The following is a 21,283-nucleotide window of genomic DNA, read 5'->3' as shown; positions in this document are numbered from 1 at the left end:
CTTGCGCGGACCGAAAAAGTACGCCTTGCCAATGCCGGGTCTGGCAATTTGTTCCAGAGACTGGAACGATCAGCCGGCGGACGCGTCTTCGCGAGGCGCAATGACGAGCTCCATGAAGCTCCCCTTTCCGAAGAGGCCAAATCTTGAAGCTCTTTGTCTGCCAGGCCTGCGGCAACGTCCTGTATTTCGAAAATCGCGCCTGTGAACGCTGCGGCCATCGGGTCGCTTTCCTGCCCGAGCAGGAGACGATGTCGGCGATCGAGCCGGACGGAGAGGCCTGGAGGATGCTGGCCGACAAGGGCGAAAGCCGGATGCTGTGCCGGAACGCCGGGTACGACGCCTGCAACTGGCTCACAGACGCGGGCGATACCACCGGCTATTGCCGCGCCTGCCGCCATAATGGGATGGTGCCGAACCTCTCGGATCCGGCGCAGCTCGCCGGCTGGCGCGAGCTGGAGGTGGCGAAACACCGTCTGTTCTATTCCCTGATCCGCTGGAAGCTGCCGCTCTGGACGCGGCAGGACGACCCCGAGCATGGTCTGATCTTCAATTTCCTGGCTGACGATCCGAACAGCGGTGAGAGGATCCTGACTGGCCACGACAACGGCTTGATCACGATCGCGCTCACCGAGACCGATACAATCGAGCGCGAGCGGCGCAGGCTCGAAATGGGCGAGCCGTACCGTACGCTGCTCGGGCATTTCCGCCACGAGGTCGGGCACTATTTCTGGGACGTGCTGGTGCAGGGCGGCGGCAAGCTCGATCAATGCCGCGCGGTATTCGGTGATGATTCCGCCGATTACGGCCAGGCCTTGCAGCGCCATTATGCCGAAGGCCCGCCGCCGGACTGGCAACAGACCTACGTCTCAGCCTATGCCACGACCCATCCCTGGGAAGACTTCGCCGAAACCTGGGCGCACTATCTCCACATCGTGGATGCCCTGGAGATGGCTGGCGAGTTCGGCATGGAGGTGCGCCCCAAGGTCGACCGCGACGGGGAGTTGACGGCGCGTATCCGTTTCAACCCGTACGAGGCACGCGACGTCGACGCGCTGGTCAACGCATGGCTGCCCTTCACCTTCGCCATGAACAGCGTCAACCGCGCCATGGGCCTGCGCGACCTCTATCCCTTCATCCTGTCGCCCGCGGTGGTCGGCAAGCTGGGCTTCATTCACGGCCTGGTCCGGGACGTGGCCAAGTCCGCGTCCAAGTCCGCATCCAGGTCCGGGAGGGCATAGGGCATCCGCGGGCTCGCCAGCCCCGTTCCCAAACCGGTTGGTCTTGCGCTGGCCCGCTGGAAGCGGGCCGGATTTAGACCGTTGCCTCCGGCTCATTTTGATGTACCACGGAAGCCACACGGCCCAGCCCCATAGGCCCCAACGGCCAGGGAAGGGTCCCGCCCAAGGTCGAGACTCAAGAAGAAGCATGTTCAAACGCATTCTGATCGCCAATCGCGGCGAAATCGCCTGTCGGGTCATCAAGACCGCTCGCCGCATGGGGATTGAGACGGTTGCGGTCTATTCCGAGGCCGATCGCGACGCTCTCCATGTCGAGATGGCCGACGAGGCCGTGCTGATCGGCCCGCCCGCGGCGGCCGAGAGCTATCTGGTGATCGAGAAGATCGTCGAGGCCTGCCGCAAGACGGGCGCCGAGGCCGTGCATCCCGGTTACGGCTTCCTGTCCGAGCGCGAGGCGTTTCCGCGCGCGCTGGAGGCGGCCGGTATCGTTTTCATCGGCCCGAACCCGGGCGCGATCGCCGCGATGGGCGACAAGATCGAATCCAAGAAGGCAGCGGCGAACGCCGACGTCTCGACCGTGCCGGGCTTTCTCGGCGTCATCGAGGATGCCAAGCATGCGGTGAGGATCGCCGACGCGATCGGCTATCCCGTGATGATCAAGGCCTCTGCCGGTGGTGGCGGCAAGGGCATGCGGATTGCCTACTCGACCGAGGAAGTCGAGGAGGGATTCGGGCTCGCGAAAGCGGAAGCGAAGGCCTCATTCGGCGACGACCGCGTCTTCGTCGAAAAGTTCATCGTCGATCCTCGCCACATCGAGATCCAGGTGCTGGGCGACAAGCACGGCAACGTCATCTATCTCGGCGAGCGCGAATGCTCGATCCAGCGCCGCAACCAGAAGGTCATCGAGGAAGCGCCGTCGCCGCTGCTCGACGAGGCGACGCGCCGCAAGATGGGCGAGCAGGCCGTCGCGCTGGCCAAGGCCGTGAACTACGATTCCGCCGGCACCGTCGAGTTCGTCGCCGGGCAGGACAAGAGCTTCTACTTCCTGGAGATGAACACGCGCCTGCAGGTCGAGCATCCCGTCACCGAGCTCGTGACCGGCATCGATCTCGTCGAGCAGATGATCCGCGTTGCCGCGGGCGAGAAGCTCGCCATCGCGCAGAAGGACGTCACACTGACGGGCTGGGCGGTGGAATCGCGACTGTACGCCGAAGATCCGTTCCGCAACTTCCTCCCGTCGATCGGGCGTCTGGTAAAATATCGTCCGCCGGCGGAAGCCAGCCACGACGGCATCACCATCCGCAACGACACCGGCGTGCAGGAGGGCGGCGAGATCTCGATCCATTACGATCCGATGATCGCCAAGCTCGTCACCCACGCGCCCTCGCGCGCGGCTGCGATCGAGGCGCAGGCGACCGCGCTGGATTCGTTCTACGTCGACGGCATCCGCCACAACATCCCGTTCCTGTCGGCGCTGATGCATCATCCGCGCTGGCGCGAGGGGCGGCTCTCGACCGGCTTCATCGCCGAGGAATTCCCCAAGGGCTTTGCGGTGCGCGTGCCGGAAGGCGAGGTCGCACGGCGCATCGCCGCGGTCGGCGCCGCCATCGATCACGTGCTCGGGGAGCGCAAGCGGCAGATCTCGGGCCAGATGGGCGGCCGGCTCGTGCAGCGCGAGCGGCGCCGTGCGGTCTGGCTCGACCGCCAGGAGATCCAGCTCGAGGTCGGACGCGAGGGCGAGGCCATCGCGATCCGCTTCATCGACGCCGAAGGAAAGGCCGGCAACGCGCATCTGCTGCAGTCGCCATGGAAGCCGGGCGATCCGGTCTGGCAGGGCACCATCGACGACCACTTCGTCGCGGTGCAGGCGCGCCCGATCCCGAACGGCATTCGCCTCGCGCATCAGGGCGTCGAGGTGCCGGTCTATGTCTGGACCGAAGCGGAGGCGACCTCAGCGCGGCTGATGCCGGTGACGACGGCCTCCGACAGCGGCAAGAAGCTGCTCTGTCCGATGCCCGGCCTCGTGGTCTCGATCGCGGTGAGCGAGGGGCAGGAGGTCAAGGCCGGCGAGACGCTGGCTGTGGTCGAAGCCATGAAGATGCAGAACGTGCTGCGCGCCGAGCAGGACGGCACGGTGAAAAAGGTTCACGCCAGCGCCGGCGCGACGCTGGCGGTGGACGCGCTGATTTTGGAGTTTGCGTAAAGCGCTTCAGGCACAACAGCAAACCCTCACCCTGAGGAGCCGCGCCTTCGCGGCGTCTCGAAGGGCGAGGCCACCAGCCGGGCCTGCATCCTTCGAGACGCGCGCAAGAGCGCGCTCCTCAGGATGAGGAATTGAGAGTGAGGCACCATGGCCTTTCGTTCCCGCCGCGAGAAACTTCGCTCCGTTCTGTCGGGCGCAGCTTGCGTCCATCCCGGCTCGGTCTACGACGCCATCTCGATCCGCATCGCCGAGGATCTCGGCTTTCCGCTCGGCATGTTCGGCGGTTCGGTCGCCTCGCTCGCGGTGCTCGGCGACCCCGACGTCACGCTGATCACGCTCACCGAGCTTGCCGAGCAGATGCGGCGGATGTCGCGCGCCTCCGCGCTGCCCGTGCTGGTCGATGCCGATCACGGCTATGGCAACGCACTCAATGTCAGGCGGACGGTGCAGGAGCTGGAGGCGGCGGGCGCCGCCGGCCTCACCATCGAGGACACGCTGCTGCCGGCGGCCTTTGGCGAAGCGAAGACGCAGTTGATCTCGCTCGAGGAAGGCGTCGGCAAGATGAAAGCCGCGCTCGCCGGCCGCAATGATGCTTCGCTGGTCATCATGGGCCGCACCGGAGCGGCTTCGATCACCTCGATCGAGGACGCGATCCGCCGCGCCAAGTCTTATGAATCCGCCGGTGTCGACGCGCTGTTCTTCACCGGCATCAAGTCGCGTGCCGAACTCGAGGCGGTACGCGCTGCGACGCGCCTGCCGATCGTGCTCGGCGGCGCGCCCGAGGACTTGAACGCGCTCGATTACCTCGCAGGTCAGCGCGTACGCATCGCGCTCCAGGGCCATGCACCGATCGCCGCCGCGACACAGGCCGTGTACGAGACCCTGAAGGCGCTCAGCGAAGGTACGTCGCCCAAAGGCCTCAGAGGGCTCGCATCCTCGGAGCTGACGGCCCGCATCATGCGCGAGGCCGATGTCAAGGCGCGCAGCGCCGACGTCCTCGGATTGAAAAAATGAGCCGGGCGATTCTCCAGGTGATGATCCGCGGGCGCGTGCAGGGCGTCGGCTATCGGGCCTGGGTCGAGTATCAGGCGACGGCGAGCGGCCTCGAAGGCTGGGTCCGCAACCGCCGCGACGGCAGCGTGGAAGCGCTGTTCGCCGGCACGCCGAAGCACGTCGCCGACATGGTTGCGCTGTGCCGCCACGGCCCGCCATCCTCGCGCGTCGACAGTGTGACGAGTGAGACGGCCGGTGCGGATGAGCTGAATTTGCGCCGGGCAGGGGAGGCGTTTTCGGTGTTGCCGACGGTGTAGGTGTATCGACTCTCTCGCCCCGCTTGCGGCAGGCTATCGTATATGGCGCTTTGCGGCATCTGAGCGCACGCCTCGTCCTTCGAGACGACCGCTTCGCGGTCTCCTCAGGATGAGGTTAAGTAGCATTGGTGCTCGTTGAAGCGAGTGCCGCGAACAAGATCCTCATCCTGGGGGCCCGCCAACCGCGGCGTCTCGAATGATGGCCACAGGCGAGATCGCTCCATATGCAATTGCCCTGCCGCACGCGGGAGAGGCGAAGGAAAGACCTCACCTTGGCAGCTTGGCGATGGCCTCGCTGAGCTCGTGGATCTCATACGGCTTGCGCAGAATCGGGAAATCGCCACGCACGTCGGCGGCGACCTCGCTGTAGCCGGTGGCGAGCAGGATCGGCAGGCCGGGGCGAATCTCGCGGAGATGATAGGCGAGGGTGAGGCCGTCCATCTTGCCGGGCATGACGATGTCCGAGAACACGAAGTCGACGCCGTCGGTCTCGATCTCGCGCAAGGCAGCTTCGGCGTCCGCAACCCGGCGCACCTGGTAGCCGAGCTGCTCCAGCAGGCCAATGCTGACGAGGGCGACGTCCGGATTGTCCTCCACCAGCAAGACCGTGCCGCTGCCCTTGAAGCCCGGCTCGCCCGTCGTGTCATGCGATGGCGCGTCTTCTCCGCGCGGCAGGAGGATGGTGAACGTCGTGCCCTTGCCGAGCTCGCTTGCGACCTTCACGGTGCCGCCGGCCTGGTGCGCGAAGCCGTGCACCTGGGATAGGCCGAGGCCCGTGCCCTTTCCGATCGGCTTGGTCGTGAAGAATGGCTCGAAGATCTTGTCGAGCACGTCGGAGGGGATGCCGAGCCCAGTGTCGGTGACGTCGATCGCGACGAAATCGCCGGTAAGCGATGCCTCGTCCAGCACGGCATTGCGCGCGCTGATCGTCACCGCGCCGCCATCGGGCATGGCGTCGCGGGCATTGATCACGAGGTTGAGCAGCGCGGTCTCGAGCTCGGAGACGTCGGTCTTGATCGGCCAGAGGTCGCGGCCGATGTCGAGGCCCAGGCGCACAGAGCTGCCGACACCGGCATCGAGCACCTCGCGGATCGCCGCGATGCGCTCGGCGAAGTCGATCGCCTGCGGATTGACGCTCTGCCGCCGCGCGAAGGTGAGGAGCTGGTTGGTCAACGCCGCGCCGCGCTTGGTGGCGGTCTCGATGGCCGAGATCGCGCGCTGAAGCTTAGCCGGGTCGTCGGCGCCTCGCTTCAGCATATGGAGGCTGCCGCTGATGATCATCAGGAGGTTGTTGAAGTCGTGCGCAACCCCTCCGGTGAGCTGCCCGAGCGCGTCGAACTTCTGGGACTCGGCGAGCTGCTTGTGCATCGCCTCGAGCTTGACCTGCGCATTGCGGCGTTCGGTGATGTCGCGCGTGATCTTGGCGAATCCGACCAGCTCGCCGTCCTCGTAGATCGGATCGATCACGACGCTGGCCCAGAAGAACGTGCCGTCCTTACGGACGCGCCAGCCTTCCTCCTCATAGCGGCCCTTTTCCCGGGCGATGCCGAGCGCACGCGCCGGCTTGCCGTTGGCGCGGTCGGTCTCAGTGTAGAACCGGGAAAAATGCTGGCCGAGGATCTCCTGAGGCGAATAACCCTTGATCCTCTCGCCGCCGATGTTCCAGCTGGTGATGATCCCTTTGGGATCCAGCATGTAGAGGGCGTAGTCGGCGACTCCCTCAACCAACAGCCGGAAACTGCGTTCGCTCTCGAACAAGTCTCTCTGTTGACTGAACTTTTCGACCATTCCGGACCCCGCCTCGACGGGAACAAACGCCGCAGGCGGCCGGATGGTTCCCTGGGGTGGGACATTTTTAGGCAGGTGTCCCGTACGCGTGCAGATAGGGCCGCTAAAGCGCCCATATCGTCAGGCTGCCGCCACGCTCCGGAACGTCGCCGCCACCGCACGCAGCGCTGCAAGCTTCGCGGGATCGCTGACCTTCGAATGCAGCATCACCTTCGAGCTGCCGAGTTTGGGCAGCTTGTGCGCAAGCCCGATGTCGACCAATCCGGGCGGCGCGATCCGTCGCGCCAGCGGCGCAATCGCAAGTCCGGCGAGCGTCGCTGCGACCACCGCCGTGACACCGCCGCCGACAAAGCGCTCGCGCCAGGCAATGCCTGCCTTGTCGAGGGCGCGCACGGCGATGGCGCGGACACCGCAGGGCGGGGCGAGCGTGGCGAGCGGCAGCGGCTCGCCTTTCGGCAGGGTGAAGCGTCGTGCGGCGAACCAGCCGAACGCGTCCTCAATCAGCTTCTCGCCGCCGCGGCGGCTGCCTTCTTGGCGCACGACCACCGCATCGAGCTCGCCTGCGTCGTAAGCATCCTGCATCTCGCGCGAGAAGCCGATGGTGACGGCGAGGGTGAGGTTCAAGGACATGGCGTGCAGGCGTTCCAGCAGCGGCACGAGCTCAGGGCCCGCCGCATGATCGGAGATACCGAGCGAGAGCGACTGCGCGGCCGGTGCCTCGCCCGACAGCGCGCGATCATGCGCCGCGATCAGCACACGGGCGCGTTCGAGGAAGCCGGCGCCGTCGGCAGTGAGCCGGACCGCGCGCGGCGAGCGCTCGACGAGACGTTTTCCCAGCAATGTCTCCAGCCGCTGCAGCTTGAGACTGACCGCCGCCTGCGTGGTGCCGAGCGCTTCGGCGGTGCGCGTAAAGCTCCGGAGGTCGGCGACCAGCAGGAAGGCCTGGACGGTGGCGATGTCGAGCGTCGGTGTCATTGTGGTTTGTTATCACTGCTATCAATATAGATAAGATATCAAAATGACGGCGACAGGTCTAGCTTCTCACCAACGCCGCGCTGACCGGCGCAGCATCTCGAGGAGAGCCAAAATGCCCCTGATCACCGTGTCCTACACCACCTCCCGCCAGTCGCCGTCGCTGAAGGCCGACATCGCGAATGCCGTATCCGAGCTTACCGCTGAGATATTGCACAAGGATCCCAGGGTGACCGCCATCATCGTCAAGTCGGTGGATGCCGATGACTGGTTCGCTGGCGGCAAGTCGCTGGCCGAGCAGAAGCTTGCAAGCTACTGGCTCGACATCCACGTCAGCGAAGGCACCAACACCAAGGACGAAAAGGCGGCCTATCTCGCCGCGATGTTCAAGCGCATGGCCGAAATTCTTGGACCGCTGCATCCCGAGACCTATCTGCATGTCGACGAGGTCAAGGGCGACGCCTACGGCTTTGGCGGCCTGACCCAGGAGCGCCGCTACATCGCCGGCAAGCTCGAGGTGTCCCTGCAGGCGGCGTAAGACCGCAAGCCGCGGGTGAGCCATCTCACCCGCGGCCTGATCGGTCAGCTCGCGGCGCGGAACTGGACTTCGGAATTGTTCAGGAAGCACGTCTTGTCGAACAGCTTCAGGTCGAGCGGATTCGGCAGCCTGATATCGCTGAGATCGGGGCAGGGCTTGACCGAGGGATCATAGGATCTGTCGATCTGCGAGATGAAGACCACGATCAGCCCCTGATCGCATGCGAACGATTTCAGCGTGCGCACCTGAACATTGAGGTCGGGGTTTTCGCGCCTTTGGTCGAGCAACTGCAGATAGTCGATCACCACGAATGTGCCGCGGGGCGCCGCGGCCATTTGCTTGACGACGTAATCGGCACTGATGGCGTCGGAGCAATCGACCTCGAAGAGTTCATCGAATTGCGCGGGCTCGACGCCGATCGCCTGCAGGCGGTCCCGCACGTCTTTCTCGGTATATTCGAGCGAGAAGAACGCGGCCCGATGGCCTGACCTCATGGCCTCCACGGCAAGTTCGAGGCTCATCAGCGTCTTGCCCTGACCCGGCCGGGCGCCGACCAGCACCATGTCGCCTGGCATGAATTGCGGGAACAGCCGGTTCGCGGGCGTCAACGCGGCGGCTTTCGCTGCGAGCATGCTCCAGGCGGAAAACCCTTCCGTCCTGGCGATGCGGTCAAGCGCGTCGTGCAGTGGAACGCCTTCCTCGCGGGACAGGCGCTTCGCTCGTCGCTTCAGATGATAGATCGGCGCAGAAAGTCTCATCGTCAAAACCTCCCATTGCGAGCAGAAAACGCAATCCCTCCTTATGCCTGGCGCTCGAAACAGTCGGTCCGATGATCTCATCGCCCTGCATGAGGTCTGCTTTCCCGGCGGAGGGGGGAGGCGTGGGCGGCGCCGGACCTAGACATAGCCGATTCCGCGGGAGAGGAGAACGCAGGCATTGCGTCTCCAACAGGAAAGCGTCAGGCGGCCGTTTCCGGCAGCAGCGCGCGGGTCGGTCCGAACAGCTGTTCGAACGCCTGGCGTAGCGCGATATCGACGTCAGCCATGGCGACGAGCTGGCCGAGGTCGACCAGCGAGGTGACGCCGTAGCGGGCGTCAGTGACGCCGCACGGCACGATGCCGGCGAAATGCGATAGCTCCGGCTCGACATTGATCGCGATGCCGTGGAACGAGACCCAGCGCTTCAATCGCACGCCGATCGCCGCGATCTTGTCTTCGTGTTCGGGCCCCTTGTCGGGCCGCTTGACCCAGACGCCGACCCGGTCTTCGCGCCGCACGCCGCGGACGTTGAAGGCGGCGAGCGTGCGCAGGATCAGCTCCTCCAGGCTGGCGACGTAGGCCCGCACGTCCGGCCGGCGGCGCTTAAGGTCGAGCATGACATAGGCGACGCGCTGGCCAGGCCCGTGATAGGTGAGCTGGCCGCCGCGTCCCGTGGCGAAAATCGGGAATCGGGGATCGAGCAGGTCGGTGGCCTTGCCCGAGGTGCCGGAGGTGTAGAGCGCAGGGTGCTCCAGCAGCCAGACCAGCTCCGGCGCCTCGCCCGCCGCGATGGCGGCAACCCGGGCTTCCATCGCGGCCACCGCCTCCGGATAGGGCACCGGCGCGTCCGAGATCCGCCACTCGACCGGCTCGCCGCCTGCGGCGGAAAACGGCGTCAAATCGAGCTCCTGACGCGGGTCTTGGCGCGGATCTTGGCGAGGGTTTTGCGGCGAATTAACCATTGCCTAACCATAACGTGGTGATCATCTCGGGGGCAAATACCAAGTCCTTTGGTCAAGTCCCAAATCAAGTCCCAAGTCCCAAGTTGCGGCGGTCCTGACAGTGCCCACCCTCGATAAAGTCACCGTGGATCTCATGGTCGTCCTCGGGACGACCACCATGCCGATCCATCAGGTATTGCGTCTTTCCCGCGGCGCCATCATCGAGCTGGACGCGACCGAAGCCGACGAGGTGAAGGTGTTGGCCAACAATCTGCCGGTCGCCTCCGGCGTCGTGCTGGTGGACCGCAACCGAATCGCGGTCGAGGTCAAGCAGATGCTGCCGCGCTCACCGGGCACGCGATAGCGGCCTGGGCACGCGGTAGCGGCCCGGGCACCCGTAGGGCCCGGGCACCCGTAGGGCCTGGGCACCGGGGGCAGGGCCAATTCGGGGAGGGGCCCGAACTTTCGTGCAAAGCTTGTGGGATTCAGGGCCTTTGCAGGCTTGTACCCCTCTGATGGATTTGTTAGATCGGCGCCGTTGATCCGGCCGGCCTTCAAGCCTCAGGCCGGTATCCCCAAAGCGCTCGTGGCGGAACTGGTAGACGCGCTGCCTTGAGGTGGCAGTGAGTAAAATCGTGGGGGTTCGAGTCCCTCCGAGCGCACCAGGCGGCATAAGTCATTGATACGAAAAATGATTCGTTGAGACTTGTTCCCACATTGTTACCCACACCGAACGTTAGAACTTCATTCCGCGAGGGCTCCGCACTCGACTTTCGCGTCTTGGTTCGGCGCTTTCCCTTTTCGGTCGAGCATCTTGATTTGAACCAACCATATGCGGTGCAAAACCACTATTTGCTCGCGACAGGGCGCTAGCGTCGCTCAGCGCAGAAATCGGCAGGTTCACATTTTCGGCGGGATCGCGCTTATCTGAACTACTTGGAGCGCTGGATATCGAGGATATCCAACACCGGAGGGCCGATGTGGCGGCACTCACGACGGCCACCACCAATGCCGGGTATCCTTCGCAGCCCAAGAGTTGAAAGGAGTTGAACGCAATGATCCTTGAATCGATTATCACCTGCCCGCATTGCGGCACCTCGAAGTCGGAAACGATGCCGACCGACGCTTGCCAGTTCTTCTACGTGTGCGCAGGCTGCGGCGCAAAACTCCGGCCGAAGGAGGGTGATTGCTGCGTGTTCTGCTCCTACGGCTCCGTGCCATGCCCGCCGATGCAAGCCGAGCATTCGGGGAATGTTTCGTGCCGCAGCACCTAGGGCGCAGCTAACGCTTCGGAGCAATCTGTTCGTGATTGGGTCAACAGCGTCGGCGCCGAGTGTGGGAGCCGCGACCGGAAACCCCAAGAGCGCCTCAGGATCACTCAGGCCGCGCGATGATCTGGTGATGGGCGTCAACTCCGATGCGGCCGCGTTCCATTCCGTGCGGCTGGCCGCCGCTGTTGTAGATGACGAGCACGGCGTTGGCGTGAGTCGGCATGCCGGGCAGAGTCACGGTGACGCTGGCGGTGCCGTCGGTCTTTGCGGTGAAGCTGTTCGCCTTTCCGGCGCCGTCGATAGGCGTGAACGTGATCGGCGCGGTGTCGAAGTGATTCTCGAAGAGACTGTAGCTCGCGTTCGGCTGCAGATTCTTGAACGTCGCATCGAGCGTCACCTTGCCGTCCTTCTCCGAGATCGTGACGGTGCCGGTAGCGGACAGCCACGACCGGAGATCGAAGCCCAGCGGCTGGTGCTCGGCGTTGAACAGCTTCAACGTCCTGGCGTCTTGGTCGATGAACGGTGGCCGCACTCCGGCGACGTGCTTGATGCCTTGCGGGCCGGTCGCCTCCGTTGCTGAGGCGTCCTCGACGAAGACCTGAGGGTCGAGCGTTTTCGGCTGCTTGGTTTCCGCCGAGAAGAAGGCAGCGTGAGTGACGAATTCCAGTTTCAGAGGCTGGGCCGCGAAGCTGCTTCCGACCGAAGCGAGGAGCAGTCCGGCCGTCGCGGCCGAGAGGATCAGACGTCGTTCGAGCGATTTCTTCATGTGGAATCGTTGCCTTTCGAGGTGATAGCCGGTGCCGCCTAAGGCGCCGCGGGCGGGAGGCCTCACGTCTAGTTCGCTGCGATCCGCCCCGAGGTTACGTCCCGCGGCCAGAAATCACCGCTCCGGTCCCCTGGGTACGGATGCCCTAAAATTCCCTCGATGTGTCCGGCGGCTCGAGCGCGAACGATGCCCAAGACGGGGCCGGAGCTGACCTGGAACGAAGAGGCGAGATGGTCACACTGCGCGGCGACCTGTAACCTTTTTGGAGATGCAGCGAACTGATCCGCGGGTACTGCATGGGAAGTCGAAGCATGTCGCGCCACGTCCGGATCACGCATCGAGCGAGCGGCGAAGTCATCGCGGAAGGACCGATTGGCCTCTTCGGGATCATGCCCTTCGAGGGCAACTACTACATCGCCCGCAAATACCTGAGAACCTCGCGACTGAAGCCGAACTGGGTTCCCGGGCTCTGCATCTACAAGTTTTTGTACGTTTGGCTCGACCTGCGTCTTCCAGACGGGACGCGAGAACCGTCGATCGGATGGCTGTACTGGCTGCCCAATCCGCTATTCTTCTTCATCGCGTTCCGGCCGGCAGTCCCTCAATCGTCGCCGGCGCTGTCGGTGCTGGAGACGGCTTGAAGAAGGAAGCGACAGCGTGGATGCCCTCACGTCGCGCCATTCTGCTGCGCGCGCTGGTCGGCATGGCGGCCGAATTCGCGCCGCGCGAGGCGACCGCGGCTGAAGATGACGTTCCCGGGTTCGCATCCGGACGCTACCAGTTCACCATTCTCCGTCCGCCGCAGGAGTTGCCCCCGCTGCGGCTGTTTCGTCTGGAAGGCGGCACGATCGATCTGTCGATCCTACGCGGCAAGCCGATACTCGTGAACTTTTGGGCGTCGTGGTGCGCGGCGTGCCGCTTCGAGTTACCCGCTCTGGACAGGCTATATCGGGACGCCTGGCGGGGCAGGGTGCATGTCGTCGCCGTCTCGGAAGACCGCGGTCCGCGCGAAGCGGTCGCGCGTTTCGTCAAGTCGCTCGACTTGAAGGCGCTTCCGATCTTCCTGGACCCGAACGGATACGCGGCGTACTCCGACGCCGAGAACGCCAAGAAGGCGCCGTTTGCGCTCTATGGCATGCCGATCACCTACGCCATCTCGGGCTCCGGCGCAGTCGTCGGGTACATGCAGGGCGATGCGGATTGGTGGTCCACGGCCGCGGGCGACCTCATCGCCTATCTCGACAGAATGTAACCCGGCGAAGGGCCGTAGGGCACACGAGCCATGTAACCTTTACCAGTCACGCAGCGAACATCGGTACGGACGGGAAAAGCAACCCGTCGGACAGCGACCATGCACCTCGCAAAGTCGCTCCGAACCCGGAGGAACTCGAAATGTCCAATCGCACGCTCAATGCAATGGTTGCCGGCGCATTTGCCGTCGCTGTCGGAACGCTCGCAGCCACGTCGGCCACCGCGCAGGGCAAGGCCGACATGGAAAAGATGATGAAGGAGAAGCAGGCCCAGACCATGAAGGCGATGCAGGGCGGCAAGATGGAGAAGTGCTTCGGCGTGGCCCTCAAGGGCCAGAACGACTGCTACGCCGGAGCCGGTACGACCTGCGCGGGGACGAGCACCGTGGATTATCAGGGCAACGCGTTCAAGCTCGAGCCCAAGGGGACCTGTACGACCATGAACACGCCGAAGGGCGCCGGAAGCCTCACCCCGAAGGCCTGATGAAACCGGGGCGGGCCACGCGGGCCCGCCCTCCATCCTCGAGATCGCCATGCGCTTTCTTTCGTCGTCGCCAGAAGACCGTATACCGGCGCGCGCCGGCGTCGGCCTCAAGGCCGAGCATTACCGCACAATCATCGATACGGCGCCCGACGTCGGTTTCTTCGAAGTACATGCGGAGAACTATATGGGGGCGGGAGGTCCACCGCACCGCTATCTGTCGGCCGTCAGGGAGCGCTATCCGTTGTCCCTTCACGGGGTCGGATTATCGATCGGCGCGGACAGGCCCCTGGACGAAGACCACATCAAGCGGTTGGGACAGCTCAGGCGACGCTACACACCTGGCCTGTTCTCCGAGCATCTGGCGTGGTCGACGCATGACGCCGGTTTCCTGAATGACCTGCTTCCCGTACCGTACACGTCCGGGACGCTCCAGCGCGTCGTCGAGCATATCGACCAGGTCCAGACGGCGCTCGGCTGCGAGATGCTCCTCGAGAATCCGTCGACCTACGTCGCGTTCGTCGAGAGCACCTACGCTGAGACCGACTTCATCGCCGAAGTCGCCCGGCGTTCGGGCTGCGGCCTGCTGCTCGACGTTAACAACGTCTTCGTCGCGTCGACCAACCAGCAGTGGGATCCAGTCGCCTATATCGAAGGCTATCCGCTCGCAAGCGTAAAGGAGATCCATCTCGCCGGAAACCACCGGCAGGCCGACGAGATCGGCAGGCCGCTTCTCATCGATACTCATGATCGCCCGGTCGAGGATGCCGTCTGGTACCTCTACGAACTCGCGATCCGACTCATCGGTCCGGTTCCCACCCTGATCGAGTGGGATGCCGAAGTGCCGCCTTGGCCGACGCTCGCAGGCGAAGCCGAACGTGCCGAAGCGATCATGGCCGCCAACCGTCCGGAGATGCCACGTGATGCAGCCGCTTGCTGAACTGCAACGGTCTTTCGCGGCCGCGCTGCTCGATCCCGCGCTTCCGACACCGGCGGGCCTGGTCGGCCCCGACGGGAAGCCGAGTTCGCGGCGCTTCGCCGTTTACCGCAACAACGTGATCGTCGGCCTGACCCAGACACTGAAGGATGCCTATCCCGCGGTGCACGGCATCGTCGGATCGGAATTCTTCCTCGCCTTGGCCCGCGCCTACGTCGTCGGTGATTTGCCCCGGTCGCCGATGCTCTTCGACTATGGCGCGGGCTTCCCGGACTTCATCGGCCAGTTCGAACCTGCTTCGGTGTTGCCTTATCTGGCCGACGTGGCGCGCATCGAGCGGGCGTGGACGGAGGCCTACCACGCGGCCGAGGCCTCGCCGATCGGTCTGTCGGCGTTTGTGGAAATCGCACCGGACCGGATTCCGGCTATTACCCTGGAGCTGCATCCATCGGTCCGGATCGTACGTTCGCGGTTTCCGGCGCTGACGATCTGGCAGATGAACGTCGACGGCGGCATTCCAGGTCCGGTCGATTTGGCGGCCGGCGGCGAAAACGCGATCGTCGTCCGGCCGGAGGTCGACGTGGAGGTTCGATCGATTCCGAACGGCAGTCCGGAGTTCATCCACGCGCTCGCATCCGGAAGGCCGGTGCTTGCCGCTTTCGAGGAAGCCAATGCCGCCGACCCGACTTTTGATCTTTCGGCGAATTTGTCGGATCTGATCCTGGCGGGCATGGTGGTCGGTTTCGGGTTCGCGCAGGAGCCGCTAGGGACATGAGATCTTTCCCGACCATGTCGACCGCCGAAGATGTCGTGCGGGACCTCCTGGAGCGTCTCGCGCAGGTCGCCCTCGTCGTAGCGCCGCCGGTGCTTCGCATCGCTCTGGCGCTGCCGTTCTTCAAATCGGGATTGACGAAGTGGGACGGCTTCCTGTCCCTGTCGCCGGCGGCGTCGTACCTCTTCGAAGGCGAGTTCAAGCTGCACATCTTCGGACACGCGTACGATCTTCCCTTTCCCGCCGTGTTCGCGTACTTCGACGGCATCGCGGAGATCGTACTGCCGGTACTGCTGATCGTGGGATTCGCAACGCGCTTCAGCGCGCTCGCGCTCCTAATCATGACGGGCGTGATCCAGCTCGTCGTGCCGGAGGGGTGGGCCAACTTCCATCTGCCGTGGGCAGCGCTTGCCATCGCCCTCATGGCGCTCGGTCCCGGCAGGCTTTCGCTCGACCATCTCGCCGCCTCGCTCTGTCGGCGCCGAGTCCCTGGCGGAGGCCGTCCATGACCGGACGATCCGGCGGCCCTCCTCAGCTCAGGCTCGTCGGCAGCGAAGGCGACGCCGCGCCTGCCGTCCCCGAGCCCACGAGGCGCGACACCGACTGGGCGATCCTGATGGCCCATGCCCAGGACGGCGACAGGTCGGCCTATCAGCGCCTCCTTCGGGAAATCACGCCCTACCTGCGTTCGCTGGCGGCGCGCCGGCATCGCGACCCGAGCGACGTCGAGGACGCGGTGCAGGACATCCTGCTGACCGTCCACGCGATCCGGCATACATTCGATCCGACCAGGCCATTCGGCCCGTGGCTCGTGACGATCGCGAACCGGCGGTTCATCGACCGGCTCCGACGGCAAGGGCGCAGGCGGAACCGGGAAACGCCTTTGATGCCCGAACATGAAACCTTTGCCGAGCCCCAATCGAACCTGGAAGAGACACCCGACAGACACGAACTCGAAAAGGCGATTGACAAGCTTCCTCCCATGCAACGCAAGGCGGTACGTTTGCTCAGGCTCAACGAGATGTCTCTGAAGGAAGCCTCCACGGCGAGCGGGATGTCGATCGCCTCGCTCAAGATCAACATGCATCGCGCGGTGAAGAGCCTGCGGAAGATCCTGGGCGATCGGAGCGAGCCATGATAGCCACCCCCGATCTCATCGAATCCCTCGCCGCGAACATGAAGCCGGTGCGGCGGCTTCGGCCGCCGGTGACGCGGGCGGCCTGCTGGCTACTGCTCGCAGCCCTGGTCGTGGCGCTTCTCGCGGTCAGTCAGGGCATCCGTCCGGACCTGGCGCAGCGGCTGCACGATCCGGCTTTCGCCGGCGGGATGGCCGGGGCCGCTTTGACGGGCGTGCTTGCGGCCATCGCGGCTTTCCTCGTCAGTCTTCCCGACCGCTCGCGACTGTGGCTGATCCTGCCTGCGCCGACCGTGGCGATCTGGTTGTCGAACATCGGCTACCAGTGCCTCGCGCAGTGGATATCGATGGGACCGAACGGGGTCAGTCTCGGCGAGACGATCCGTTGTCTTGCAACCTTGGTTCTGACGAGCCTGCCGTTGTCGCTCGCCATGCTGGTAATGCTGCGGTACGCGGCGCCGCTGCGACCGACGTCCGTGACGTTCATGGGCAGCCTATCGGTCGCGGCGATCACCGCAACAGCTCTCTCGCTCTTTCACGCCGGCGACGCGACTTTGATGATCATCATGTTCAACGTCGGAACGGCGGCCATGTTTGTCGGCCTCGGCAGCCTGTTCGGCCGTCGCATGCTCGAATGGATGGGCCCGCGCTCCGACATCAGAAACTAGCCAGCAGATCGCCCGATCGGATGGCAGTTCGGGCATCCTCCTCGAAAGACACTTTCGAGGCACGAAACGCGCGTTGTGTAACCTTTGCCGAGTGCCGCGGCCCGACTTTTCTCTTAAGTGGCGCACCCGACACCATTCCCGAGCGCTACCGCGGCGGGGTGCCTCCGCGGGCGCCTCGTCCGGTTTGACGGGCAGTCTCATTTTTGAATGTTGCGGCGCAAATGGTTTTGCAGTGCAAGCGGCGACCGGGCTGCGCCCGGATGCGTCCGCCATCCTCGGCATCTTACACCCAGCCGCCATCCACGATGTAGTGCTGGGCGGTGCAGGCGGAAGCTTCCTCCGAGGCGAGGAAGAGGGTGAACTTCGCGACCTCGTCCGGCATCAGCCGGCGCTTCAGGCACTGCCGCTGCTGCAGCTCGATCTCGCCCGCCGGCGTCATCCATTTCTCGAGCTGCCGCTCGGTCATGATCCAGCCCGGTGCGATCGCGTTTACGCGGATATTGTAGGGACCGTAGTCGCGCGCCAAAGAGCGCGTGAGACCGATGACGCCCGACTTGCTGGCGGTGTAGGCGGCCATGCCGCCTTGTCCGGCGATCCATGATACCGAGCCGAAATTAATGATGGCGCCGGCATTTGCCGCCTTCATGTCCGGCAGAACGGCTTGCGCCGCAAAGAACTGGTGCTTCAGATTCACCGCGATGCGATCGTCCCAATACTCAGGCGTCATCTCCTCGGTGTTGTGCCGTTCGTCATGCGCGGCGTTGTTGATCAGGATGTTGATCGCGCCGTGCGCCTTGCGTGCCTCCACGACTCCGGCGCGCAGCGCGGGGATGTCGGTGAGATCGACGTGTTGGAAATGCGCGGACAGTCCCTGATCGGACAGCTCGCGCGCGAGGCGCTGGCCCTCCTCGACTTTGATGTCGAAGAACACGATTTTGGATTTCTGCTCCGCGAAGCGCCGCACGATCGCGGCGCCAATTCCTGCCGCACCTCCGGTGACGAGCACGACCTTGCCGGCGAGGTCGGAATAGATGGCGGCCATGGGCACCTCTCAGTCTCTTGCGGGCGGCACGGTGGGCCGTCCCGATTCTTGTCGAGACATTAGCCAGTCGGTCCATGAGGTGCATAGGTCAGAATTTCAGTTGCGTACCTCAAATATTGAAGGCAGGATTGCGGTTCAAGAATAAGATCGGCCGGGAGGATGTGATGAGACTGCTCGGGAAACTGGGACTCGCCGCTGCCGCCTGCCTGCTTTGGGCCAACTCTGCCGCAGCCGACACAACCGTGAAATGGCTGCACATTGAGGCCAATCCGGCCCAGGTGAAGATCTGGGAGGAGGTTGCGCGCGCCTACGAGGCGTCGCATCCGGGCGTGAAGGTCGAGATGCAATTTCTCGAAAACGAGGCCTACAAGGCCAAGTTGCCGACCATCCTGCAATCCAAGGACCGGCCGAACATCATCTACAGTTGGGCCGGCGGCGTCCTGAAGACGCAGATCGAGGCTGGCGTCCTCGACGACATCACCGATTCCGTGAAGGGTTACAGCGACAGCCTCACGCCGGCGGCGCTCGCCGCCTTCACCAGCAATGGCCGCGTCTATGGCCTGCCGACCGCGCTGTCGCAGGTCGGCTTCCTCTGCAACAAGGAACTGATGGCCAAGGCGAAGGTCGATCCTGCCGCGATCAAGACCTGGGACGATCTGCTTGCCGCGGTGAAGACGCTGAAAGCGGCGGGCGTCACGCCGATCGTGGTCGGCGGCGCCGACAAGTGGCCGCTGCACTTCTATTGGACCCATCTTGCGGTGCGCCTCGGCGGCAAGCCGGCCTTCGAGGTGGCGCTGAAGGGCGAGAACGGTGGCTTTGCCGGCGAGACTTTCCAAAGATCCGGCGAGCTGTTCAAGCAGCTCGTCGATCTCCAGCCGTTCCAGAACGGTTTCCTCGGCTTCAAGAACCCGCAGGCCGTCGGCTATTTCGGCGACGGCAAGGCAGCGATGACACTCGCGATCTCGACCGTCTACCACTTGCAGCGCGCGCTCGCCGCCGACAAGGTCGGATTGAGCGAGGACAAGATCTGCTGGTTCGATTTTCCGATCGTATCAGGCGGCAAGGGTGCACCGACGGATACGCTCGGCGGTATCACCGGCTGGCTGATCACCAAGGGCTCGCCGAAGGAGGCGGTCGATTTCCTGAAGTACTTCGTATCGAAGGACGTGCAGACCCGGCTTGCGGCGGGCAATTTCATCATCCCGGTGGTGCAGGGCGCGGACGCCGGTCTCAACAATTCCTTCATGAAGCTGATCGCGGCCAATCTCGCGAAGTCGAACTATCACCAGAACTTCTATGACCAGAGCCTCGGCCCCTCGGTCGGCCGCGTCGTCAACGACGTCACCGCGGAGATCGCCGGCGGCAGCATGAGCCCGCAGGACGCGGCGAAAGCGATCGAGGCGGCGTGGAAGCAGGGCAATTGAGGTGGCGCGGCGGATCGCGATCGCGTCGGCGATGAGCGTTGCCGGCGAGACGGCCCCGCGGGCCGCGCTTCGCGGCCCGCGCTGGGACGACCGCTTCACTGTTCTGATCCTGTTCCTGCCGCCGGCGCTGCTGTTGTTCACCTTGTTCGTGGTGCTGCCGATCGGCGAGGCCGCCTGGTACTCGGCCTTCAACTGGAACGGGTTCGGCAGGCCGACCAACTGGATCGGACTCGACAATTACCGTTTCGTGCTGGAGACGCGCGCCTTCTGGCTCGCACTGCGCAACAACGGCCTGATCATCGCGGTCTCGCTCGCAATCCAGCTGCCGCTCGCGCTGACGCTGGCCCTGATGCTCGCCGAGCGCTTTCGTGGGGCTGTGGTGCTGCGCATGCTGTTCTTCATGCCCTACATCCTCGCGGAGATCGCGACCGGGCTGATCTTCTCCTTCGTCTATGACGGCGACTACGGCCTGGTCGCCTCGATCTGGCGCAGTTTCGGCGCCGAGCCGCCCCATCTTCTCGCCTCGACCGACACGGCGATGCTGGCGGTGCTGATCGTGATCGTCTGGAAGTACTTTGGCTTCCACATGATGCTGTTCATCGCGGCGCTCCAGAGCCTCGACAAGAGCCTGGTCGAGGCGGCGCGGATCGACGGTGCGACGCGGACGCAGGCGTTGCGTCACGTCGTGATCCCCTTGCTCTATCCAACGATCCGTCTGTCCGTGTTCTTCGCCATCATTGGCTCGCTGCAGCTCTTCGATCTCGTCATGCCCCTGACGCGCGGAGGGCCGGCCGATTCGTCGAACACGATGGTGAGCTTCCTCTACAACAACGGCATTTCCCGCATGCGGGTCGGCTATGGCAGCGCCATCGGCGTCATCCTGTTCGTGATCTGCGTGACCTTTGCCTTCACGTACAAGCGATGGTTCATGCGCGATGAGTAGGGCCGAGACCACCCGCGCGCCGTTCGATCCCGCCGTGCTGTTCAAGACGGTGTTCCTCGCCGTCGTCGCCGTCTTCGTGCTTGTGCCGCTGCTCGCGACCCTGCTCGGCGGCTTCAAGTCGCTCGGTGAATTGCGTGTCAATCCGTTCGGCTGGCCCACGCATTGGGAATGGCAGAATTATGCCGACATCCTGTTCTCGGCCCGTTACTGGCAGCTCCTGCGCAACTCGCTGATCATCTCGACGCTCACGGTGACGTTGACCTTGATCGTCGCCTCGATGGCGGCATTCACCTTCGCCCACGTCAGGTTCTTCGGTAGCTCGATGCTGCTGAGCTACCTGACGCTGGGCCTGCTGTTTCCGGCAGCGACCGCCGTGCTGCCGCTGTTCATCAAGGTGCGCGATCTCGGATTGCTCGATACTTATTTCGGCGTCGCGCTGCCGCAGGTCGCTTTCAGCCTTGCCATGAGCGTGCTGCTGCTGCGACGCTTCTTCAAGGACATTCCCTATGAGCTGCTTGAGGCCGCGCTGGTCGACGGCTGTAGCTACATCAAGTTCTTCCGCTACGTGACACTGCCGTTGTCGCGACCGATCCTGGCGACCGTCGGCACCATCACCTTCGTCAACAGCTGGAACGCCTATCTGCTGCCGCTCGTGATGCTCAACACCGATGCGCTCTATCCCTGGCCGCTCGGCATCATGATCTACCAGGGGGAGTATTCGTCCGAGTGGCACCTGATCCTGGCCTTCATCACGCTGACTATCCTGCCGACGATCATTCTGTTCCTGCTGGCACAGAAGCATATCGTCGCCGGCCTCACCGCAGGCGCGGTCAAGGGATGAGCAGG

At 64.2% G+C, this 21,283-nt stretch carries 24 protein-coding genes and 1 tRNA gene; 19 read left to right on the top strand and 6 right to left on the bottom strand.

What is annotated here, in order from left to right:
- The first annotated feature begins 143 nt into the window (after window positions 1-143).
- From UNPA324_RS30840 to UNPA324_RS30825, 4 genes are all read left to right on the top strand, one after another.
- Window positions 144-1,238: a zinc-binding metallopeptidase family protein gene (locus UNPA324_RS30840; protein WP_141937695.1), complete on the top strand. Its 1,095-nt coding sequence runs from the start codon at window positions 144-146 to the stop codon at window positions 1,236-1,238.
- Window positions 1,239-1,425: 187 nt separating this feature from the next.
- Window positions 1,426-3,441, top strand: a complete 2,016-nt coding sequence (locus UNPA324_RS30835; RefSeq protein ID WP_141937693.1) for an acetyl-CoA carboxylase biotin carboxylase subunit — start codon at window positions 1,426-1,428, stop codon at window positions 3,439-3,441.
- 147 nt (window positions 3,442-3,588) lie between these two features.
- A complete protein-coding gene (locus UNPA324_RS30830; protein ID WP_141937692.1) occupies window positions 3,589-4,455 on the top strand; it encodes an isocitrate lyase/PEP mutase family protein in 867 nt (288 codons plus the stop codon).
- Window positions 4,452-4,751, top strand: a complete 300-nt coding sequence (locus UNPA324_RS30825; protein ID WP_128918091.1) for an acylphosphatase — start codon at window positions 4,452-4,454, stop codon at window positions 4,749-4,751. Before UNPA324_RS30830 ends, UNPA324_RS30825 begins: the two co-directional genes overlap by 4 nt.
- 267 nt (window positions 4,752-5,018) lie before the next feature.
- Here UNPA324_RS30825 and UNPA324_RS30820 read toward each other — a convergent pair whose 3' ends face one another.
- The gene (locus UNPA324_RS30820; protein WP_141937690.1) at window positions 5,019-6,539 is read right to left on the bottom strand and encodes a PAS domain-containing hybrid sensor histidine kinase/response regulator family protein; all 1,521 of its coding nucleotides are present in this window, start codon (window positions 6,537-6,539) and stop codon (window positions 5,019-5,021) included.
- Window positions 6,540-6,659: 120 nt separating this feature from the next.
- Window positions 6,660-7,514 (bottom strand): LysR substrate-binding domain-containing protein, encoded by an 855-nt coding sequence (locus tag UNPA324_RS30815; protein WP_141937688.1) that lies wholly within the window; start codon window positions 7,512-7,514, stop codon window positions 6,660-6,662.
- Window positions 7,515-7,626: 112 nt separating this feature from the next.
- On the opposite strand from UNPA324_RS30815, the gene UNPA324_RS30810 reads away from it, so the two are divergent.
- Window positions 7,627-8,049: a tautomerase family protein gene (locus UNPA324_RS30810; protein WP_128918094.1), complete on the top strand. Its 423-nt coding sequence runs from the start codon at window positions 7,627-7,629 to the stop codon at window positions 8,047-8,049.
- Window positions 8,050-8,093: 44 nt separating this feature from the next.
- Here the strand turns inward: UNPA324_RS30810 and UNPA324_RS30805 are convergent, their stop codons facing one another.
- Both UNPA324_RS30805 and lipB read right to left on the bottom strand, forming a co-directional pair.
- A complete protein-coding gene (locus UNPA324_RS30805) occupies window positions 8,094-8,807 on the bottom strand; it encodes a DNA helicase (RefSeq protein WP_181769576.1) in 714 nt (237 codons plus the stop codon).
- A 200-nt stretch (window positions 8,808-9,007) separates the two neighbouring features.
- Window positions 9,008-9,769, bottom strand: coding sequence for a lipoyl(octanoyl) transferase LipB (gene lipB / locus UNPA324_RS30800; protein ID WP_141937686.1), 762 nt, complete (start codon window positions 9,767-9,769; stop codon window positions 9,008-9,010).
- Between the two features lie 100 nt (window positions 9,770-9,869).
- On the opposite strand from lipB, the gene UNPA324_RS30795 reads away from it, so the two are divergent.
- From UNPA324_RS30795 to UNPA324_RS35855, 3 genes are all read left to right on the top strand, one after another.
- Complete coding sequence (locus tag UNPA324_RS30795) at window positions 9,870-10,112, top strand: FliM/FliN family flagellar motor switch protein (RefSeq protein ID WP_018647371.1); 243 nt, start codon at window positions 9,870-9,872, stop codon at window positions 10,110-10,112.
- A gap of 216 nt (window positions 10,113-10,328) precedes the next feature.
- Window positions 10,329-10,413, top strand: a tRNA-Leu gene (locus tag UNPA324_RS30790).
- Window positions 10,414-10,803: 390 nt separating this feature from the next.
- Window positions 10,804-11,022, top strand: a complete 219-nt coding sequence (locus UNPA324_RS35855; protein WP_141939120.1) for a GDCCVxC domain-containing (seleno)protein — start codon at window positions 10,804-10,806, stop codon at window positions 11,020-11,022.
- Window positions 11,023-11,122: 100 nt separating this feature from the next.
- On the opposite strand, the gene UNPA324_RS30780 is transcribed toward UNPA324_RS35855, so the two are convergent.
- Window positions 11,123-11,785 carry a hypothetical protein gene (locus tag UNPA324_RS30780; protein WP_210246771.1) on the bottom strand — a complete coding sequence of 221 codons (663 nt, stop codon included), beginning with the start codon at window positions 11,783-11,785 and terminating at the stop codon, window positions 11,123-11,125.
- 311 nt (window positions 11,786-12,096) lie between these two features.
- Between UNPA324_RS30780 and UNPA324_RS30775 the strand changes: the two genes are divergently transcribed.
- From UNPA324_RS30775 to UNPA324_RS30740, 8 genes are all read left to right on the top strand, one after another.
- Window positions 12,097-12,426, top strand: a complete 330-nt coding sequence (locus tag UNPA324_RS30775) for a hypothetical protein (protein WP_141937684.1) — start codon at window positions 12,097-12,099, stop codon at window positions 12,424-12,426.
- A gap of 20 nt (window positions 12,427-12,446) precedes the next feature.
- Entirely contained in the window at window positions 12,447-13,037 is a 591-nt protein-coding gene (locus UNPA324_RS30770) for a TlpA disulfide reductase family protein (RefSeq protein ID WP_181769575.1), read from the top strand.
- Window positions 13,038-13,177: 140 nt separating this feature from the next.
- The gene (locus UNPA324_RS30765) at window positions 13,178-13,519 is read left to right on the top strand and encodes a BufA1 family periplasmic bufferin-type metallophore (RefSeq protein ID WP_141937680.1); all 342 of its coding nucleotides are present in this window, start codon (window positions 13,178-13,180) and stop codon (window positions 13,517-13,519) included.
- Between the two features lie 49 nt (window positions 13,520-13,568).
- Window positions 13,569-14,456 carry an MNIO family bufferin maturase gene (gene bufB / locus UNPA324_RS30760; RefSeq protein ID WP_141937679.1) on the top strand — a complete coding sequence of 296 codons (888 nt, stop codon included), beginning with the start codon at window positions 13,569-13,571 and terminating at the stop codon, window positions 14,454-14,456.
- Window positions 14,440-15,228, top strand: a complete 789-nt coding sequence (locus UNPA324_RS30755) for an HvfC/BufC N-terminal domain-containing protein (RefSeq protein WP_141939114.1) — start codon at window positions 14,440-14,442, stop codon at window positions 15,226-15,228. The genes bufB and UNPA324_RS30755 overlap by 17 nt, the downstream gene beginning before the upstream one ends.
- 14 nt (window positions 15,229-15,242) lie before the next feature.
- The gene (locus tag UNPA324_RS30750; protein ID WP_246667250.1) at window positions 15,243-15,734 is read left to right on the top strand and encodes a DoxX family protein; all 492 of its coding nucleotides are present in this window, start codon (window positions 15,243-15,245) and stop codon (window positions 15,732-15,734) included.
- Window positions 15,731-16,363 carry a sigma-70 family RNA polymerase sigma factor gene (locus UNPA324_RS30745; protein WP_141937676.1) on the top strand — a complete coding sequence of 211 codons (633 nt, stop codon included), beginning with the start codon at window positions 15,731-15,733 and terminating at the stop codon, window positions 16,361-16,363. Before UNPA324_RS30750 ends, UNPA324_RS30745 begins: the two co-directional genes overlap by 4 nt.
- Window positions 16,360-17,028 carry an NrsF family protein gene (locus tag UNPA324_RS30740; protein ID WP_141937674.1) on the top strand — a complete coding sequence of 223 codons (669 nt, stop codon included), beginning with the start codon at window positions 16,360-16,362 and terminating at the stop codon, window positions 17,026-17,028. Before UNPA324_RS30745 ends, UNPA324_RS30740 begins: the two co-directional genes overlap by 4 nt.
- A gap of 283 nt (window positions 17,029-17,311) precedes the next feature.
- Here the strand turns inward: UNPA324_RS30740 and UNPA324_RS30735 are convergent, their stop codons facing one another.
- Window positions 17,312-18,070, bottom strand: a complete 759-nt coding sequence (locus UNPA324_RS30735) for an SDR family NAD(P)-dependent oxidoreductase (protein ID WP_128920495.1) — start codon at window positions 18,068-18,070, stop codon at window positions 17,312-17,314.
- A 164-nt stretch (window positions 18,071-18,234) separates the two neighbouring features.
- Here UNPA324_RS30735 and UNPA324_RS30730 point away from each other — a divergent pair, with 164 nt between their 5' ends.
- Genes UNPA324_RS30730 through UNPA324_RS30720 form a run of 3 tightly spaced genes read left to right on the top strand, consistent with a single transcriptional unit; the run spans window position 18,235 to window position 21,278 of the window.
- Entirely contained in the window at window positions 18,235-19,494 is a 1,260-nt protein-coding gene (locus UNPA324_RS30730) for an extracellular solute-binding protein (protein WP_141937672.1), read from the top strand.
- Between the two features lies 1 nt (window position 19,495).
- Window positions 19,496-20,437: a carbohydrate ABC transporter permease gene (locus tag UNPA324_RS30725; protein WP_141937670.1), complete on the top strand. Its 942-nt coding sequence runs from the start codon at window positions 19,496-19,498 to the stop codon at window positions 20,435-20,437.
- Complete coding sequence (locus UNPA324_RS30720; RefSeq protein ID WP_128920498.1) at window positions 20,430-21,278, top strand: carbohydrate ABC transporter permease; 849 nt, start codon at window positions 20,430-20,432, stop codon at window positions 21,276-21,278. The genes UNPA324_RS30725 and UNPA324_RS30720 overlap by 8 nt, the downstream gene beginning before the upstream one ends.
- Window positions 21,279-21,283: the final 5 nt, after the last annotated feature.

This window comes from Bradyrhizobium sp. UNPA324, assembly GCF_006658635.1.
GTDB lineage: Bacteria > Pseudomonadota > Alphaproteobacteria > Rhizobiales > Xanthobacteraceae > Bradyrhizobium > Bradyrhizobium nanningense.
Note: the sequence above shows the minus strand (reverse complement) of the source record. Positions and strands in the feature narration are given on the sequence as shown.